This window comes from Protaetiibacter mangrovi, assembly GCF_024752305.1.
Taxonomy (GTDB): Bacteria; Actinomycetota; Actinomycetes; order Actinomycetales; family Microbacteriaceae; genus Homoserinibacter; species Homoserinibacter mangrovi.
Genome location: NZ_JANTHX010000007.1, coordinates 666211 through 682789, shown reverse-complemented (window position 1 = coordinate 682789; position 16579 = coordinate 666211). Strand labels below are relative to the sequence as shown.

Annotated in this window: 16 protein-coding genes; 11 read left to right on the top strand and 5 right to left on the bottom strand. The window is 71.7% G+C overall.

The features are described 5' to 3' along the window. Nucleotides 1–13 precede the first annotated feature (13 nt). Both murJ and NUH29_RS10950 read right to left on the bottom strand, forming a co-directional pair. A complete protein-coding gene (murJ, locus tag NUH29_RS10955) occupies nucleotides 14–1666 on the bottom strand; it encodes a murein biosynthesis integral membrane protein MurJ (protein WP_258799159.1) in 1653 nt (550 codons plus the stop codon). Beyond that, complete coding sequence (locus tag NUH29_RS10950) at nucleotides 1659–3389, bottom strand: DUF6049 family protein (RefSeq protein WP_258799158.1); 1731 nt, start codon at nucleotides 3387–3389, stop codon at nucleotides 1659–1661. Before NUH29_RS10950 ends, murJ begins: the two co-directional genes overlap by 8 nt. Nucleotides 3390–3452: 63 nt before the next feature. Here NUH29_RS10950 and NUH29_RS10945 point away from each other — a divergent pair, with 63 nt between their 5' ends. From NUH29_RS10945 to dnaB, 6 genes are all read left to right on the top strand, one after another. Continuing rightward, the gene (locus NUH29_RS10945; RefSeq protein ID WP_258799157.1) at nucleotides 3453–4880 is read left to right on the top strand and encodes a CCA tRNA nucleotidyltransferase; all 1428 of its coding nucleotides are present in this window, start codon (nucleotides 3453–3455) and stop codon (nucleotides 4878–4880) included. A 125-nt stretch (nucleotides 4881–5005) separates the two neighbouring features. Further along, nucleotides 5006–5407 (top strand): 30S ribosomal protein S6, encoded by a 402-nt coding sequence (gene rpsF / locus NUH29_RS10940; protein ID WP_258799156.1) that lies wholly within the window; start codon nucleotides 5006–5008, stop codon nucleotides 5405–5407. Between the two features lie 3 nt (nucleotides 5408–5410). Continuing rightward, nucleotides 5411–5899, top strand: coding sequence for a single-stranded DNA-binding protein (locus NUH29_RS10935; RefSeq protein WP_258799155.1), 489 nt, complete (start codon nucleotides 5411–5413; stop codon nucleotides 5897–5899). A gap of 41 nt (nucleotides 5900–5940) precedes the next feature. Then, the gene (gene rpsR, locus NUH29_RS10930; RefSeq protein ID WP_187675098.1) at nucleotides 5941–6204 is read left to right on the top strand and encodes a 30S ribosomal protein S18; all 264 of its coding nucleotides are present in this window, start codon (nucleotides 5941–5943) and stop codon (nucleotides 6202–6204) included. A 9-nt stretch (nucleotides 6205–6213) separates the two neighbouring features. Further along, entirely contained in the window at nucleotides 6214–6666 is a 453-nt protein-coding gene (rplI, locus tag NUH29_RS10925) for a 50S ribosomal protein L9 (protein WP_258799153.1), read from the top strand. Nucleotides 6667–7093: 427 nt separating this feature from the next. Beyond that, on the top strand, nucleotides 7094–8470 hold the full coding sequence (dnaB, locus tag NUH29_RS10920; protein WP_258799152.1) for a replicative DNA helicase: 1377 nt from the start codon (nucleotides 7094–7096) through the stop codon (nucleotides 8468–8470). A 7-nt stretch (nucleotides 8471–8477) separates the two neighbouring features. On the opposite strand, the gene NUH29_RS10915 is transcribed toward dnaB, so the two are convergent. After that, nucleotides 8478–8849: a UBP-type zinc finger domain-containing protein gene (locus NUH29_RS10915; protein ID WP_258799151.1), complete on the bottom strand. Its 372-nt coding sequence runs from the start codon at nucleotides 8847–8849 to the stop codon at nucleotides 8478–8480. Between the two features lie 103 nt (nucleotides 8850–8952). On the opposite strand from NUH29_RS10915, the gene nhaA reads away from it, so the two are divergent. The 5 genes from nhaA to NUH29_RS10890 are packed head-to-tail and all read left to right on the top strand — an operon-like array spanning nucleotide 8953 to nucleotide 14376. Further along, on the top strand, nucleotides 8953–10845 hold the full coding sequence (gene nhaA / locus NUH29_RS10910; RefSeq protein ID WP_258799150.1) for a Na+/H+ antiporter NhaA: 1893 nt from the start codon (nucleotides 8953–8955) through the stop codon (nucleotides 10843–10845). Between the two features lies 1 nt (nucleotide 10846). After that, entirely contained in the window at nucleotides 10847–12478 is a 1632-nt protein-coding gene (locus tag NUH29_RS10905) for an FAD-dependent oxidoreductase (RefSeq protein ID WP_258799149.1), read from the top strand. Between the two features lie 35 nt (nucleotides 12479–12513). Further along, the gene (locus NUH29_RS10900) at nucleotides 12514–13404 is read left to right on the top strand and encodes a TIGR01777 family oxidoreductase (RefSeq protein WP_258799148.1); all 891 of its coding nucleotides are present in this window, start codon (nucleotides 12514–12516) and stop codon (nucleotides 13402–13404) included. A 37-nt stretch (nucleotides 13405–13441) separates the two neighbouring features. Next, a complete protein-coding gene (locus NUH29_RS10895; protein ID WP_258799147.1) occupies nucleotides 13442–14071 on the top strand; it encodes an HdeD family acid-resistance protein in 630 nt (209 codons plus the stop codon). After that, nucleotides 14068–14376, top strand: a complete 309-nt coding sequence (locus NUH29_RS10890) for an ABC transporter ATP-binding protein (RefSeq protein WP_258799146.1) — start codon at nucleotides 14068–14070, stop codon at nucleotides 14374–14376. The genes NUH29_RS10895 and NUH29_RS10890 overlap by 4 nt, the downstream gene beginning before the upstream one ends. A gap of 169 nt (nucleotides 14377–14545) precedes the next feature. On the opposite strand, the gene purB is transcribed toward NUH29_RS10890, so the two are convergent. Continuing rightward, entirely contained in the window at nucleotides 14546–15928 is a 1383-nt protein-coding gene (gene purB, locus NUH29_RS10885; protein WP_258799145.1) for an adenylosuccinate lyase, read from the bottom strand. Continuing rightward, nucleotides 15925–16449, bottom strand: a complete 525-nt coding sequence (locus NUH29_RS10880; protein ID WP_258799144.1) for a low molecular weight protein-tyrosine-phosphatase — start codon at nucleotides 16447–16449, stop codon at nucleotides 15925–15927. Before NUH29_RS10880 ends, purB begins: the two co-directional genes overlap by 4 nt. Between the last annotated feature and the right edge of the window lie 130 nt (nucleotides 16450–16579).

Below are 16579 nucleotides of genomic sequence, written 5' to 3'. Positions count from 1 at the left end.
GGGCGGCATCCGATCAGCGTCGGCCGACGATGCGTCGCAGGGGCCCGATGGCGGCGCGGGCCTCCGGCACCCGGGTCGCCAGCAGGGCGAGGGCGTAGACGGCGAGCACCGTGCCGCCGACCAGCACGATCGACGCGAATGCGGATGCACGGTCGGCCACCGCGAAGCCGGCGTCGAACCCTCCGAGCAGGGCGAGCACGCCCACCCCCGCGCCGATCGCCACGACGGCGGCGGCCAGGAACAACCCGAGACGCACGAGCACGCGCGGCGCGTCGATGCCGTGCAGACGACGACGCAGCACGAGCGCCAGCACGAGCGCCTGCACGGTGCTCGCGATCGACGTGCAGAGGGCGACGCCCACGCCCACGAGGTCGGGGCGCAGGGGCGCCACGACGACCGCCACGACGATCAGCGCGAGCGTGACGGTGGCTCCCTGCGCGAGCTGGATGAAGAACGGGGTGCGGGTGTCGCCGAGCGCGAAGAACGCACGCTGCAGCACGAACATCGTGGAGAACGGCACGAGTCCCACGAGGTAGGCGAGCAGCACGGAGGAGATCCCGACGACGCTCGCCGGGTCGGAGCCGAAGAACGCCGCGAGCGGGATGGCCGCCGCGCCGACCGCTGCGCCGCCTCCGACCACGAGCAGCAGGATGCTGCGCAGGCTGCTCGACAGGTCGTCGCGGACGCCCGCGACGTCACCCGCCTGCGCGTGCCCGCTCATCCGCGTGAAGTAGGGGGTCGCGACCGACAGCGCGAGGATCGAGTGCGGCAGCATGAACAGCAGCCAGGCGAGGTTCAGCACGGCGATCGACGGGTCGCCCTCGCCGGCGAGGCTCGCGACGTTGGTCTGCACGATGATCGTCAACTGGGTGATGAGGATCATGCCGAACGTCCAGCCGGCCATCCGCCCGGTCGAGCCGAGGCCGACGCCGCGCCAGCGGAAGTCGGGCCGGAATCCGAACCCGGTCCTGCGCCAGAAGGCGACGAGCACGAGCGCCTGCACCGCGATGCCGAGCGTCGCGCCGCCACCGAGCAGCGCGATCTGCTCGGAGGTCCAGCCGGAGGGGTCCGCGTGCGCGGGGTCGGTGCCGAACACCGCCCCGAAGATCAGCAACGACGTGATGAGCACCACGTTGTTGGCGACCGGGGCCCAGGTGAACGGTCCGAACACCTTGCGGGCGTTGAGCACCTCGCCGAGCAGGGCGTAGCTCGCGTAGAAGAACACCTGCGGCAGGCACCAGTAGCCGAACGAGACGGCGAGCGCCACGCCGGACGGCCCGAGGGCGCCCGACGCCCGGTCGCTCGAGTACAGCGCGATGAGCAGCGGCGACGCCACCGTCGCGAGCACGCCGATTCCGAGGAAGAGCGTGAGGCCGAGGGTCACGAGCCGGTTGACGAAGGCCTGCCCCCCGTCGTCGTGACCGGCCGCGCGCACGATCTGCGGCACGATCACGGCGCTCGTGAGACCGCCGGCGATGAGCGCGTAGATGTTGGTCGGCAGCGTGTTGGCCAGCGAGAACGCGTTGGCCGCGGGGTTCTGCACGCCGATCGTCCACACGAGCACGGTGGCGCTGACGAATCCGAGAGCCCGCGAGACGAGCGTGCCCGAGGCGATCACCGCGCTCGCGCGGCCGATGCCGCCGCGGGATGCCGTGGTGTCAGTCATGGCTCGTCTCGGCGGTCTCGGCCGCCTCGGCGCCTGCGCGGCGCTCCGCACGTGCGCGGCGCCGGGTGATCACGAGCCGCAGGATGCCCGCCGCGAAGACCAGGGCCAGCACGATCACGATCACGAGGGTGCCGATGCCCTCCCATTCCGCGTGCACCGTGACGCTCGCGTGCCCGGAGTCGAGCGGCACCCCGGTCGGGCTGGTGATCGAGGTGAGCACCTCGACCTCGCCGTTCGCGACCGCCTCGACGGGGACGAGCGCGGTGCCCGTCGACTCGGGCTCGACCGTGAGGTCGATCGCCCGGTCCGCCCGCAGGATCGGGCTCTGGGGGTCGACCACCACCCGCACGGTCACCGCGTAGGGCAGGGAATTGCTGACGGCGACCTTGAACTCGGCGTTGCGGGCCAGGAGCGCCACGTCGCTGCCGGACTGCAGCTGCACCGAGCTCTGGATCTCGGCCGAACGGGTGTGGAAGTCGGAGACGGCCCGGTCCCACGCGCTCGTCGAGGCGGTCCAGGCGAGCCCGTAGAGCGCGATCCGCTCCAGGCGGCGCTCGTCGAGCAGCACCGACGGGTCGTCGAGCACGGTCGAGAACGACGTCTCGGCGGCGGCGTCGTCGGCCAGCCCCGTGAACACGGCATCCCGATCCGGGGTCGCCGTGCCGTCGTCGATGCCACCCGGGACGGCGGCGGTCGCCAGGATGTCGCCGAGCGTCACGAGCCCGACGGATGCCGTGGCATCCAGGCGCGCGAGCGCGTCGGCGAGGCCGGGGAGGGCGTAGGGCCACCCGCGGTCGACGGTGAGCACCACGCCGCGCCCCGGATGCGCGGCCGTCTCGGCGGCGAAGGCCGCGTCGAGCGCGTCGAGTGCCGCCGTCCGCGCCGCGGGGGAGCCCTCGGTGATGGCGGCGCCCAGCAGGTCGGACAGCTCGTCGTCGGCGACGATGCCCTGGATCCCGTCGAGGGCGATCAGGGGTGCGGTCGGGTCCCCCGCCGAGGAGGACGGCACGATGACGTCCGCGTAGCCGGCGGAGGCGAGCGCGGCCAGGTCGGCGGAGCCGACATCCTCGCCCGGCCAGGCGATCCGCGGGAGCTCGGTCGTCCAGGCGAGGAGGTCGTCGGTGCTCGGATACGGCGGGGCGGCATCCGGATCCGGCTGCGTCGTGGCGCTCGGTGCGGGCGTGGGCGTCGCCGTCTGCGCCTCGGAGAAGTCGGCCTCGTCGAGGACGAAGCCGAATCCGCTCGGGGCGAGGTCGGCCATGGTGCCCGTGCGGGCGGCGGCCACCAGGTCCGCGTCGCCGTAGGCCAGCAGGAAGACCTCGTTCGAGGTCGCCTGCAGCCGTGCCAGCCACTGCGTGGCCGACTCGGGAGCGGAGGCGCCGAGCACCCGGATGGAGGCGAGGATCATCGGATCGAGCCCGATGGCGACGGGGGTTCCCGCGGCCGCGTCGAGCTGACGCGTGAGCGAGCCGAACGGGCCGGTGTACCGCTCGAGATCGTCGGCCGACACCAGCCCGGTGGTGGTCGTGGGCAGCGTGACGGGCATCACGATCGACGCCGAGACCGGCCCCGAGCCGGGCGTGATCGCCGCGCTCGCGGGCTGCGTGCGGGGGTCGGACGCGTCGGGACCGGATGCCGCCCATCCGACGGCTGCGGAGCCCGCGACGAGACCCGTCGCGAGGAGCGTCGAGGCGAAGGCGCGTCCCGCGCGGCCGAGGGTCAACGGCACAGCGGAGCGCTCACGTTCCACACGGCCGACATGGTCGAAAGTCTAGACTCGACCGCTATGCAACCCGTCGCGACAGCGGTCGAGCGGCTCGGCGCCCTCGCCGACTCGCCCCGCATCCGTCGGCTGGCGGATCGCTTCGCCGAGGCGGGCTTCGAGCTCGCGCTCGTGGGGGGTCCGGTGCGCGACGCCTTCCTCGGCCGGGAGTCGCACGACCTCGACTTCGCCACGTCCGCGACGCCCGACGAGATCCTGGGCCTCGTCGCCCCGCTCGCCGACGCCCACTGGGACATCGGCCGCGCGTTCGGCACCATCGGCGCGCGGCTCGGCGACGACACGGTCGAGATCACCACCTACCGCTCCGACGTGTACGACGGCGAGACCCGCAAGCCGGTCGTCGCCTTCGGCGACTCGCTCGAGGGCGACCTGCTGCGCCGCGACTTCACCGTGAACGCCATGGCTCTGCGCCTTCCCGAGAAGGTGCTCGTCGACCCCTCGGGGGGGCTGGAGGACCTGCTCGCGAAGCGGCTGCGCACGCCCATCGAACCCGAGGTCTCCTTCGGGGACGATCCGCTGCGGATGCTGCGCGGCGCCCGGTTCACCTCGCAGCTCGGGTTCGCGCTCGACCCGGCCACCGCCGACGCGACCGCGGCGCTCGCCGATCGCATCGCCATCGTCTCGGCCGAGCGGGTGGGCGAGGAGCTGACCAAGCTGCTGCTCTCGCCCGACCCCGTGGTCGGCATGCGGGTGCTGGTCGACACGGGACTGGCCGAGCTCGTGCTGCCGGAGATCCCGGCGCTGCGCCTCGAGATCGACGAGCACGCGCATCACAAGGACGTCTACGAGCATTCGCTGACCGCGCTGACCCAGGCGATCGCGCTGGAGCGCTCGCGCGGGCACCGGCCCGACCTCGTGCTGCGGCTGGCGGTGCTGCTGCACGACATCGGCAAGCCGGCGACGCGCCGCATCGAGCCGGGCGGGGCGGTCAGCTTCCACCACCACGACGTGCTCGGGGCGAAGCTCGCGACCAAGCGGCTGCGCGAGCTGCGCTTCGACGGCGACACGATCAAGGCGGTCGCCACCCTCATCCGCCTGCACCTGCGATTCTTCGGATACGCCGACACATCCTGGACGGACGCGGCGGTGCGCCGCTACGTGCGCGACGCGGGGGAGCAGCTCGAGCGGCTGCACATCCTCTCCCGCGCCGACGTGACGACCCGCAACCAGCGGAAGGCCGCCCGTCTGCAGCACGCCTACGACGAGCTCGAGGAGCGGATCGCGACGCTCGCGGAGGAGGAGGAGCTCGCCGCGATCCGGCCCGACCTCGACGGCGAGGCGATCATGGCGATCCTCGGCATCCGTCCCGGCCCCGAGGTGGGCGAGGCGTACCGCTACCTGCTCGAGCTGCGGCTCGACGAGGGCCCGCTGGGTGCGGACGAGGCGGAGGCGCGCCTGCGCGCCTGGTGGGCGGACCGCTCCTCGCTCTGACTGGAAGCGCGCAGGCGCTGTGGCTATACTCGACAGGTTGCCCGCGCGCCCGCGTGCGAGCAGATGCATTCAACCCTCCTGCTGCAGACATCCTGCAGCCGTTCTAGTCCGAAGGAGGTGGGTCAATGACGCATCAGTACGAGTTGATGGTGATTCTCGATCCCGAGATCGATGAGCGCACCGTCGCACCCAGCCTGGACAAGTTCCTCGGCGTCATCCGCAACGACGGTGGCACCATCGAGAACGTCGACATCTGGGGTCGTCGCCGCCTGGCGTACGAGATCAAGAAGAAGGCCGAGGGCATCTACGCCGTCGTCAACTTCACCGCCACGAGCGAGGCCACCCTCGAGCTCGACCGCCAGCTGAAGCTGTCGGAGGCCGTGCTGCGCACCAAGGTGCTCCGCGCGGAGGAGGCCGTGGCCCGTGCCGACAAGCACGCCGAGGCCGAGGCCAAGAAGGCGGCCCGTAAGGCCGCCGCGAAGCCCGCCGAGAAGCCGGCCGCCAAGGCCGACAAGGACGCCGAGTAGGCCATGGCCGGCGAGACGATCATCACGGTCGTGGGCAACCTCACGGCGGACCCGGAGCTGCGCTACACGCAGTCGGGCCTCGCGGTCGCGAACTTCACGATCGCGTCGACGCCGCGCAGCTTCGACCGCGCCAGCAACGAGTGGAAGGACGGCGAAGCGCTGTTCCTCCGCGCCTCGTGCTGGCGTGAGTTCGCCGAGCACGTCGCCGGATCGCTGACGAAGGGAAGCCGCGTCATCGCGACCGGCCGCCTGAAGCAGCGCTCCTACGACGACCGCGACGGCAACAAGCGCACCGCGATCGAGCTGGAGGTCGACGAGATCGGCCCGAGCCTGCGCTACGCGACCGCACAGGTCACCCGTGCCGCGGGTGGTTCGGGCGGTGGCCGCTCGCAGGGCGCCGTGGCCGACGAGCCGTGGGCGGCATCCGCTCCGGCCGACTCGGGGGATGTCTGGAACACCCCCGGCTCCTACTCCGACGAGACCCCGTTCTGATCCGCAGCTGATCAGCACACAGATTCATTAAGGAAACAGCAATGGCTGGAAAGAGCAGCGGCGGCCAGGACCGCCGCAAGCGCGGAGCCAAGGGCGGCAAGAACGCCGCTCCCGCGAAGTCGATCAAGGTCGGCGTCATCGACTACAAGGACGTCGCCACCCTCCGCAAGTTCATCTCGGAGCGCGGCAAGATCCGCGCCCGCCGCATCACCGGTGTCTCCGTGCAGGAGCAGCGCCTCATCGCCCGCGCCGTCAAGAACGCGCGCGAGATGGCGCTCCTCCCGTACGCGGGCTCGGGCCGTTAAGGAGTACTGATGTCGAAGCTCATCCTCACCTCCGAGGTGACCGGCCTCGGTTCGGCCGGTGACGTCGTCGAGGTCAAGAACGGCTACGCCCGCAACTACCTCATCCCGCAGGGCTTCGCCGTGGCCTGGAGCCGCGGCGGCGAGAAGCAGGTCGAGCAGATCAAGGCGGCCCGTTCCGCCCGCGAGCTCGCCACCCTCGAAGAGGCTCAGGCGCTCAAGGCGAAGCTCGAGGAGGCCCCCATCAAGCTGTCGGTCAAGGCCGGCCGCGAGGGACGCCTGTTCGGCTCGGTCAAGACGGCGGATGTCGTGGCGGCGGTCGAGGCCGCCGGTCTCGGCACGATCGACAAGCAGACCGTGGAGCTCTCCTCGGCCGTGAAGTCGACGGGCCGCTACGAGGCCACCGTGCGCCTGCGTCAGGACGTCGTCGCGGCTCTCCAGCTGGAGGTCGTCGCGGCCAAGTAGTACGCGATCACGAGTGACGGCGCATCCCTTCGGGGGTGCGCCGTTACTGTGTTCCCGGGCGCCCTGTCAAGACTCTTCTCCACATGCAGCATGTGGAATCTCACAACCCTCAACCGGGACTCTAGACATCTTTCTACACACAGGGTGTGTACGAAGAAAACGCAGGTCAGCGGACGGTTTCCCGCGCAAGATGGCAAGTTCTCCACCGACTACTCCACACCTTCTGCACACGGGTCCCGGCGTTTCCCGCCGATCATCCACAGCCCCATCCACAGGCCGTCTTGAAGGCGCATCGCCCGCTGCCTACCGTGGCATCAGGCACGGGGAACCCGACCTCGACGACCACCACACACCTCGTCCGAACGACGGCGCGCCTGCTCCTCGATGTCGGAGGCGACACGTAGTTTCCGGCTGGGAAGGAGCACCTGTGTCCATCGCCCACCTGGGTCTCGCATCCGAGGCGGAGCGCCCGCGCGACGGGTGGCAGGGGGAACGCACGCCGCCCCACGACCTGCTCGCCGAGCAGAGCGCCATCGGCGGCATGCTGCTCAGCAAGGACGCGGTGGCCGACGTGCTCGAAGCCGTGCGATCGGTCGACTTCTACATCCCGAAGCACGAGATCATCTTCGAGGCGATCCTCACCCTGTACTCGCACGGCGAGCCCACCGACGTCATCGCCGTCACCGACGAGCTGACCAAGACGGGCAACCTGCAGCGGGCGGGCGGTCCCGAGTACCTGCACACGCTCACCGGTCTCGTGCCGACCGCGGCCAACGCCGGCTACTACGCCTCGATCGTCGCCGAGAAGGCGGTGCTGCGGCGCCTCGTCGAGGCGGGCACCCGCATCGTGCAGATGGGCTACGCGAGCGAGGGCGAGGTCACCGACCTGGTCAACAACGCGCAGGCCGAGATCTACGGGGTCGCGGGGGGAGTCGAGGCCGAGGACTACGTGCCGCTCGTGCAGGCGATCGAGGCGGCGACCGAGGAGATCGAGCACGCGAGCGGTCGCGACGGTCAGATGCTCGGCGTGCCGACGGGGTTCACCGAGCTCGACGCGCTCACCAACGGCCTCCACCCGGGCCAGCTCATCCTCATCGCGGCGCGTCCCGCGCTCGGCAAGTCGACGCTCGCGCTCGACTTCGCCCGGGCGGCGGCCATCACCAACGACCTGCCGGCGATCTTCTTCTCGCTCGAGATGGGCCGCAGCGAGATCGCGATGCGACTGCTGTCGGCCGAGTCGAACATCTTCCTGCAGAAGCTGCGCAAGGGAGACGTGCGCCCCGACGACTGGACCACCCTCGCCTCCACCCGCGGACGCATCGCCGACGCGCCGCTCTACATCGACGACAGCCCCAACATGACGCTCGTCGAGATCCGCGCGAAATGCCGCCGCCTCAAGCAGAAGGCCGGCCTCAAGCTCATCGTGATCGACTACCTGCAGCTCATGACCTCGGGCAAGAAGGTCGAGAGCCGCCAGCAGGAGGTGTCCGAGTTCTCCCGTGCGCTGAAGCTGCTCGCGAAGGAGCTGCAGGTGCCGGTGATCGCGCTGTCCCAGCTGAACCGTGGCCCGGAGCAGCGCGTCGACAAGAAGCCCGCCCTCTCGGACCTCCGCGAATCCGGGTCGCTCGAGCAGGACGCCGACATGGTGATCCTGCTGCACCGCGAGTCGGCCTACGAGAAGGAGTCGTCGCGTCCCGGCGAAGCCGACCTCATCATCGCCAAGCACCGCAACGGCCCCACCGGCACGATCACGGTCGCCTTCCAGGGCGCCTTCTCCCGGTTCGCCGACATGGCGCCCGCCTGACCCGGGATCAGCCCTCCGCCTCCGCGCGGTCGCGGAGCGCGAGCCGCCGGCGCCAGTCGTCGGGCACGCGATCCGCGGGGCCGGGACTCGGCTGCTGCTCCGGCCGGGAGGAGGGCGGCGCGAGCTCGGGTCCGTCGACGAGCTCTTCTTTCGCGTAGTCCCAGAACCAGTCCTCGCCGGGCTCGAAGCTCTGCACCACCGCGTGGCCCGTCGAACGGAAGTGCGCCGTCGCGTGCCGTCCGAGCGAGGTGTCGCAGCATCCGACGTGCCCGCACCCGGCGCACCGGCGCAGGTGCACCCACCAGCCGCCCAGTTCCTCGCACTCCCGGCATCCGGACCCGGACGGGGGTACCGTGACGTCGATGCGCAGCTCGGTCATGCCCGCAACCCTATGCCGGTGCGGTTGACCCCGGTCGCGGCCGCGCGTCAGGATGAGCGGGCACGCCACCGGCACGCCCGCGGGTGACCAGCGGGAGGGCCGGATGACGGACGTCGAGATCACCGCACGACCCGAGGAGGGCGGCGGTCGGTCCGAGAGCGGGCAGCGGGGGCGACGGCACTCGATCGCCGAGAAGGTCGGGTCGGTGGGTCAGCAGCGCCTCGGTGCGCTCATGCTGCTGCTCGCCACCGTCGCGGCGATCGTCTGGGCGAACGCCGCCGCCGGATCGTACGCCTCCTTCTGGGAGACCCACCTCCAGCTCGGGGTCGGCGAGCTGCACCTCGAGTTCACGCTGCACGCGCTCGTCAACGACGCGCTCATGGCGATCTTCTTCTTCACGGTCGGTCTCGAGGTACGCCGGGAGTTCGCGATCGGGGAGCTCACCAGCTGGTCGCGCGCCCTCGTGCCGGTCGTGGCGGCCGTCGTCGGGCTGGCGATCCCGGCTCTCCTGTTCCTGCTGATCGCGGGACCGTCCGGCGAAGGACGCGCCTGGGGGGTGGTGATCTCCACCGACACGGCCTTCCTGGTGGGGGCGCTGGCGCTCGTCGGCCCGCGCGTGCCCGGCCGGCTCCGGGTCTTCCTGCTCGCGCTCGCGGTGGTCGACGACATCGGCGCGCTCAGCATCATCGCGCTCGTCTACACCGGCGACTTCACGCCGCTGCCCCTCGTCGTCGCGGCCGTCGGGCTCGCAGGCATCTTCGCCACCCGCTATCTCCGGATGGGCCGCGGTCTCGTCTACGGCACCCTCGCCGTCATCGTGTGGCTGGCCTTCCTCGCCTCCGGGGTCCATCCGACGCTGGCGGGCGTGGCGATCGCGCTCATGGTTCCGGTGTACCGACCGAACCGGCGCGACGTGGAGCACGCGCTCGATGTCGCGCGCACCTTCCGCCAGTCGCCCAACAGCGAGTACGCGCGGGCGGCGGCCAACAGCCTGCGCGAGTCGATCTCGATCAACGAGCGCCTGCAGTCGGCGTACGGCCCGTACGTGGCGTTCGTCATCCTGCCGCTGTTCGCCCTCGCCAACGCGGGCGTGCTGCTGACCCCGGACATCCTCGCCGCCGCCCTGACGTCGTCGCTCACCTGGGGGATCGTCGCCGGGCTCGTGCTCGGCAAGTTCCTCGGCGTCTTCGGTGCATCGGCCGTCATGAAGCTGCTGCACGTCGGCGAGTTCGGCGCCGGGCTCACCCTCGACCGGATCGCCGGCGGTGCCGTGCTCTGCGGCATCGGCTTCACGATCTCGCTGTTCATCGTCGACCTGGCGATCGACGATCCGGGCGCGCAGAACGAGGCGCGGGTCGGCGTGCTGGTGGCGTCGGTGATCGCGTTCGCCGTCGCGACGATCGTGTTCCGGATCTCGGACGCCCTGCATCCCGACGAGGACACCGGCCAGGTGCTCGCCCGCCCGGTCGACCCGAAGCGCGACCACGTCTACGGAACGGACACCGCCCGCTACGAGATCGTGGAGTACGGCGACTTCCAGTGCCCGTTCTGCTCGAAGGCGTCGGGCGTCATCCAGGACGTGCGCGAGCGTCTCGGCGACGACGTGCGCTACGTGTGGCGGCATGCGCCGCTCGTCGATCAGCATCCGAACGCGCTCGCCGGGGCCGAGGCGGCGGAGGCCGCGGCACGCCAGGGCAGGTTCTGGGAGTTCGAGCGCGGCCTCTTCGCCGACCAGGACAATCAGCTGCCGTCCGACATCGTGCGGCTGGCCGGTGCACTCGGCCTCGACGTGCCGCAGTTCGAGCGCGACCTGCAGTCGGCGGAGGTGACGGCGCGCGTGCGCGACGACATGCTCGACGCCGAGGCGATGGGCATCACCTCGGTGCCGACCTTCTTCATCAACGGACGCCGCCACACCGGCCCCTACGACGCCCGCTCCCTGCTCCGAGCCCTGCAGCAGACGGACGCCGAACCGAACACGACCCCGAGGAGCTGACGTGGCCGACGAGCCCGCGCGGACCGACCCCGTGATCACCCCGTCGCTGACCGACGCGCAGTGGGATCGTCTGCTCGCGCACGCCCTGCCGCGGGAGGTCGCCGCGGGCGAGACCGTCTTCCGCGCCGGGCAGCGGGACCACCCGATGGTGCTGGTCGAGGAGGGTGAGATCGAACTGGTCCGCGACGCCCTCGCCTGGATGGGCGAGGAGGTGCTCGTGACGATGGGCCCGCGCACCTTCGCGGGCGAGCTCGGCCTGCTTAACGGGCAGAGCGCCTTCCTGACGGCGCGTGCCGGCGTCTCCTCCCGCGTGCGGGTGCTCGACCGGGTCGAGCTGCGCCGCATCATGAACGAGGACGACGCGCTGTGCGACGTGATCCTGCACGCCCTGTGGGCCCGACGGGAGTCGTTGCGACGCGGATCGGCGGCGATGACCCTCAAGTTCGTGGGCACGCCCGGCTCCGGGGACTTCCTCGCCCTGCGACGATTCGCCGAGCGGCTCGACCTGGTGCACACCGCCTACGCCATCAGCTCGGACGACCCGAACCCCGCTCACCGCTACCGCGAGGACGACCTGCCGATCGCCTTCATCCAGGGCGAACCGGTGCTGCATGCGACGCCGGGGATGGTCGCGGAGCGGCTCGGCCTGTCGTACGAGGCGAACGGCGACGGCGCGGTCGACCTCGTGGTGATCGGGGGCGGGCCGGCCGGGCTGGCGGCAGCCATCTACGGAGCGTCCGAGGGTCTCAGCACCGTGCTGCTGGATGCGGTGGCCCCGGGAGGCCAGGCGGCCGCCACCAGCCGGATCGAGAACTTCCTCGGCTTCCCGTTCGGGGTGAGCGGCGGAGACCTCATCGGCCAGGCGACCCTGCAGGCGCTCAAGTTCGGGGTGCGCGTGTACGCGCCGTGCGAGGCGATCGCCCTCGAGGAGCAGGACGGGCTGCTCGACGTGACCCTCGCCGACGGCCGCATCATCCGCGCGCGATCGGCGATCGTGACCTCGGGAGCCGCCTACCGGCGGCTCGACCTCGACCGCTGGACCGACTTCGAGCAGTCCGGCATCTTCTACGCGGCGACCCCGCTCGAGCTGCGGCAGGTCGCCGAGTCGCCGGTGGTCGTGGTGGGCGGCGCGAACTCGGCGGGCCAGGCGGCGCTCTACCTCGCCGCGAACGGCTGCCCCGTCCATCTCGTGGTCCGCGGCGAGCAGCTGGGAGCCGGGATGTCGTCGTATCTCGTCGACCGCCTCGGCGACGAGCCGCGCATCCAGGTGCACCTGCGCTCCAACGTCGTGCGCCTCGACGGCGACGCGGCACTGCGCACCGTGGCGATCGACTCCGCCGGTGAGGTCGCCGCCCGCGGCCTGTTCTGCTTCATCGGCGCCGAGCCCGCGACCCGCTGGCTGCGCGCCCTCGACACGGATGCCGACGGCTTCATCCGCACCGGCACCGACGTCACGGAGCTGTCCCTCGCGCGCTGGCAGCAGCTCGGGCGCGACCCGTTCCCGTTCGAGACCTCGATGCCGCGCGTCTTCGCGGCGGGGGATGTGCGCCGCGGCTCGATGAAGCGGGTCGCCGCCGCCGTCGGCGAGGGGTCGAGCGCGGTCGCCTCGGTGCACCGGGCGCTCGCGTTCTGACTGCGCATCGGGCCCCTCGCGCGTAGCGTGGTGCCATGCGCGTCGTCGTCGGGGGAGCATCGGGGATGATCGGCCGTGCCCTGGTGGCCCGGTTGCGCGAACGCGGTGATCGGGTGGTCGTGCTCGTGCGGCGCACCCCGGAGGGGGCGGATGAGATCCGCTGGGATCCGGCGCGCGGTCACCTCGACCCCGCGGCGCTCGCCGACGCGGATGCGGTGGTCAACCTCTCGGGAGCGAGCCTCTCGAAGCTCCCGTGGACCCGCCGCTGGCGGGGCGAGATCCTGTCGTCGCGGGTGCAGGCCACGACGGCGCTCGTCGGCGCGCTCCACGCGCGCGCCGCAGCCGGGTCGCCCGTGCCCGTCTTCGTGAGCGGCTCGGCGGTCGGCGTCTACGGCGACCGGCCGGACGAGGAGCTCACCGAGGCCTCGGCGCCGGGCGGCGGCTTCCTCGCGGAGGTCGTGCGCACCTGGGAGGCCACGGCGCTCGGCGCCCCGGACGGCACCCGTGTCGCGCTCGCCCGGACGGGGCTCGTGGTGGGACCCGACGGGGCGACGGCCCCCCTGCGCGCCCTCGCCCGTTTCGGGCTCGCCGGCCCGCTCGGCTCCGGGCGACAGCACTGGCCGTGGATCTCGCTCGACGACGAGGCGGATGCGCTGGTGCATCTGCTCGACGCCGACATCCGCGGGGCGGTGAACCTGGTCGGCCCGCAGTCCGCGACGGCCGCCGACGTCATCCGTGCGGTGGCGGCCGACGCGGGCCGACCGTACTGGCTGCCGGCGCCGTCCGTCGCGATCGCGACACTGCTGGGCGACGCCGGCCGCGAACTGCTGCTCTCCGATCAGCTCGTGCGTCCCACCGTGCTCGCCGACACCGGGTTCGCCTTCCGGCACCCGAGCGTCGAGCAGGCGGTCGCGGCGGTCGCCTGACGCAGCCGGTCCTCGCATCCGAACGTAGGATGGGCGGGTGCCCACCGAAGCTTCGCCCGCTCTCGGAGCGCCGGACACCTGGGTCGCTCCGCTCGCCCGTGCCGTTCCCGCGCTCGTGCTCGGGCTCGTCGTCACCTTCAGCCAGGATCACTCCGCGCGGCTCGGGCTGGTCGGCTTCGGGGTGTTCGCCGTCGTCACGGCCGCCGTGCTGCTGGCCTCGGGGCTGCGGGCGGATCGCGGCCTGCGCGGTGTGGTGCTGATCCAGGGCGTGGTGACGGCGGCGGCCGGGATCGCCGCCCTCGTGCTGCCGGGCGGCGGCATCGGCTACCTGGTGTCGGTCGTGAGCGCGTGGGCGATCATCGCGGGGGCGCTCGAGACGGTCGACGGCATCCGCTTCCGCCGCACCCGACCGGCGGCGCGCGACTGGCTCGTGACCGGCGTGCTCACCGTGGCGCTCGGGCTCGCGTTCCTGCTCGTGCCGCAGACCTTCGCCGATCCGTACTCCGTCGAGGACAAGGGGCAGACCATCTCCGGAACCGTCACCGCCGACATCCTGCTCGTGGGCATCCTCGGGGCGTGGGCCGTGCTCGTCGGCGTGCAGCTGGCGATCGCCGCCGTCACCCTGCGCACCCCGCGACCCGCCGAGGCGAAGGCGGTGGGCGCGTGAGCGGTCAGTCGCCGACGCCCTCGTGGCGCGACAAGATGCGTCCCGTCGAGCTGCTCGTCATGGCGGCGGTCTTCGGGGTCTTCGTCGGTGCGTTCGTGTTCATGGGCACCCGCGAGTGGGGACTCGCGCTCATCATGGCGGCGGTCGCGTTCATCGCGTCGCTCGTGATCCTCGCCACGCTGCTCATCGCGGTCGGCCCGAAGATCGGCGGCGACGAGCGGGTCGACCCCGTCGACCCGGCTGCGCCGAGCGGGTCCGCCGGATCCGTGCACCGCGATCCCCGCACCGACCCGCACGGGCACTGAGCGGGCGCCCCGCCGCACGCCCCGCCGCACGGCCCACCCGGGGTCGGTTCGTCGCATCCGTCTCAGAAATGCAGGACGTACGGACGGCATCCGCTGGATCCGCGGCCGCAGGTCGGACCCGAGCCGAGGATCTCCTGCATTTCTATGGGTGGACGGGCGGACGCCGCGGCTAGTCGAGGTAGTCGACGAGCTCCGACGCGAGGCCCGTGTAGCTCGCGGGTGTGAGGGCGAGCAGGCGCTCCTTGGCGGCGTCCCCGATGTCGAGGCCGCGGATGAACTCCGCCAGATCCGACGCCGTCGCGCGCTTGCCGCGGGTCAGCTCCTTCAGCAGCGCGTAGGGGTCGGCGATCGACGAGCGGCCCGCCGTCACCTCGGCGCGGATCACCGTCTGGATCGCCTCGGCGAGCACCTCCTGGTTCGCCTCCAGGTCGGCGGCGAGCGCCTGCGGGTTCACGGCGATCTCACCGAGACCCCGGCCGAGGTTGTCGAGGGCGAGCAGCGAGTGGCCGAGGGCGACGCCGATGTTGCGCTGCGTCGTCGAGTCGGTGAGGTCGCGCTGCAGGCGGCTCGTGGTGAGGGTCGCGGCGAGCGCGTCGAGCAGCGCGCTCGAGAGCTCGAGGTTCGCCTCGGCGTTCTCGAAGCGGATCGGGTTGATCTTGTGCGGCATCGTCGACGACCCCGTCGCACCCGCCTGCGGGATCTGCGTGAGGTAGCCCATCGAGATGTAGGTCCAGATGTCGGTGGCCAGGTTGTGCAGGATGCGGTTGGCGTGGGCGATGCGCCCGAACAGCTCCGCCTGGCCGTCGTGCGACTCGATCTGGGTCGTGAGCGGGTTCCAGGTGAGCCCGAGCCGGGTCACGAACTCGCGCGACAGGGCGGGCCAGTCGGCATCCGGGTCGGCGGCGAGGTGGGCGGAGAAGGTGCCGGTGGCGCCCGAGAACTTGGCGGGGAACTCGACGGCGACGATCCGCTCGCGCTGACGCTGCAGGCGGTGCACGACCACCGCGATCTCCTTGCCGAACGTGGTCGGCGTCGCGGGCTGGCCGTGGGTGTGGGCGAGCATCGGCTGCGCGCGGTGCTCGACGGCGAGCTCGCGGAGCTTGCCGAGCACGAGGTCGAAGGCCGGCAGCCACACGTCGGTCAGCGCCGACCGCAGCGTGATGCCGTAGGAGAGGTTGTTGACATCCTCGCTCGTGCAGGCGAAGTGCGTCAGCTCGGCGAGCTCGGTGAGGCCCTGATCGGCGAGCCGTTGACGCACGAGGTACTCGACCGCCTTCACGTCGTGCCGCGTGGTCGCCTCGAGCCGTGCCAGCTCGTCGATCTCGGGCTGGCCGAACTCGACGGCCCAGCTGCGCAGGGCGCGGGCCTGCTCCGCGTCGACCGGCGCCGACCCGAACATCCGGTGGTCGGCGAGGAAGAGCAGCCACTCCACCTCCACGAGCACCCGGGCGCGGTTGAGCCCGGCCTCCGAGAGGTGGTCGCCGAGACCCTCGACAGCGGCGCGATAGCGGCCGTCGAGCGGACTGAGCGGCTGGGGGGGAAGCGGACTCATGAGACTCCCTGTCGGATGGCGGGCTCCAGCTGCCGGAACAGCGAGGTGCACGCCCGTTCGATCACCACGAGCACGGTGTCGAACATGGCGGCGTCCGAGTAGTACGGATCCGGCACGTCCATTGTCCCCGATGCGTCGGGGTCGAAGCTCATCAGCAGCTGCACCTTGCTCTGGTCCGCCTCCGAGGGGGCCCACTCGCGCAGCACGCGCTCGTGGCCGCGGTCGAAGGCGATGACGAGGTCGAACTCCGGGAACCACGTCGGATCGAACTGCCGCGCACGATGGCGTCCCGCGTCGAAGCCGTGCGACTCGAGTGCCGCGATCGTGCGCGGATCGGCGCTCTCGCCCACGTGCCAGTCGCCGGTGGAGGCCGAGGTGACCGCGACGCTCTTGCCGTAGCCCGTCGAGGTGACGATGCTGCGCATGATCGCCTCCGCCATCGGCGAGCGGCAGATGTTGCCGGTGCAGACGAAGCAGATGCGGAAGACGGCCGGTTCGTCCGTCGTCCGATCGAAGGCCATGCGCCCATTGTGGCCTCTCGCCCCGGGGGGCGGCACCCCTCCTCCCCGATCCGTCCACGCGCGGCTGCTCCCCGAGGGGCGCAGCGCGGGGATCCGCGGCTCCCCCCGGCGGGCAGCATGGCCGCACGAT

What these genes read in the sequence shown, in the direction of transcription:
- murJ (WP_258799159.1), bottom strand. Translation starts at nt 1,666, where the DNA reads ATGACTGACACCACGGCATCCCGCGGCGGCATCGGCCGCGCGAGCGCG.
- NUH29_RS10945 (WP_258799157.1), top strand. Translation starts at nt 3,453, where the DNA reads ATGCAACCCGTCGCGACAGCGGTCGAGCGGCTCGGCGCCCTCGCCGAC.
- rpsF (WP_258799156.1), top strand. Translation starts at nt 5,006, where the DNA reads ATGACGCATCAGTACGAGTTGATGGTGATTCTCGATCCCGAGATCGAT.
- NUH29_RS10935 (WP_258799155.1), top strand. Translation starts at nt 5,411, where the DNA reads ATGGCCGGCGAGACGATCATCACGGTCGTGGGCAACCTCACGGCGGAC.
- rpsR (WP_187675098.1), top strand. Translation starts at nt 5,941, where the DNA reads ATGGCTGGAAAGAGCAGCGGCGGCCAGGACCGCCGCAAGCGCGGAGCC.
- rplI (WP_258799153.1), top strand. Translation starts at nt 6,214, where the DNA reads ATGTCGAAGCTCATCCTCACCTCCGAGGTGACCGGCCTCGGTTCGGCC.
- NUH29_RS10915 (WP_258799151.1), bottom strand. Translation starts at nt 8,849, where the DNA reads ATGACCGAGCTGCGCATCGACGTCACGGTACCCCCGTCCGGGTCCGGA.
- nhaA (WP_258799150.1), top strand. Translation starts at nt 8,953, where the DNA reads ATGACGGACGTCGAGATCACCGCACGACCCGAGGAGGGCGGCGGTCGG.
- NUH29_RS10900 (WP_258799148.1), top strand. Translation starts at nt 12,514, where the DNA reads ATGCGCGTCGTCGTCGGGGGAGCATCGGGGATGATCGGCCGTGCCCTG.
- purB (WP_258799145.1), bottom strand. Translation starts at nt 15,928, where the DNA reads ATGAGTCCGCTTCCCCCCCAGCCGCTCAGTCCGCTCGACGGCCGCTAT.
- NUH29_RS10880 (WP_258799144.1), bottom strand. Translation starts at nt 16,449, where the DNA reads ATGGCCTTCGATCGGACGACGGACGAACCGGCCGTCTTCCGCATCTGC.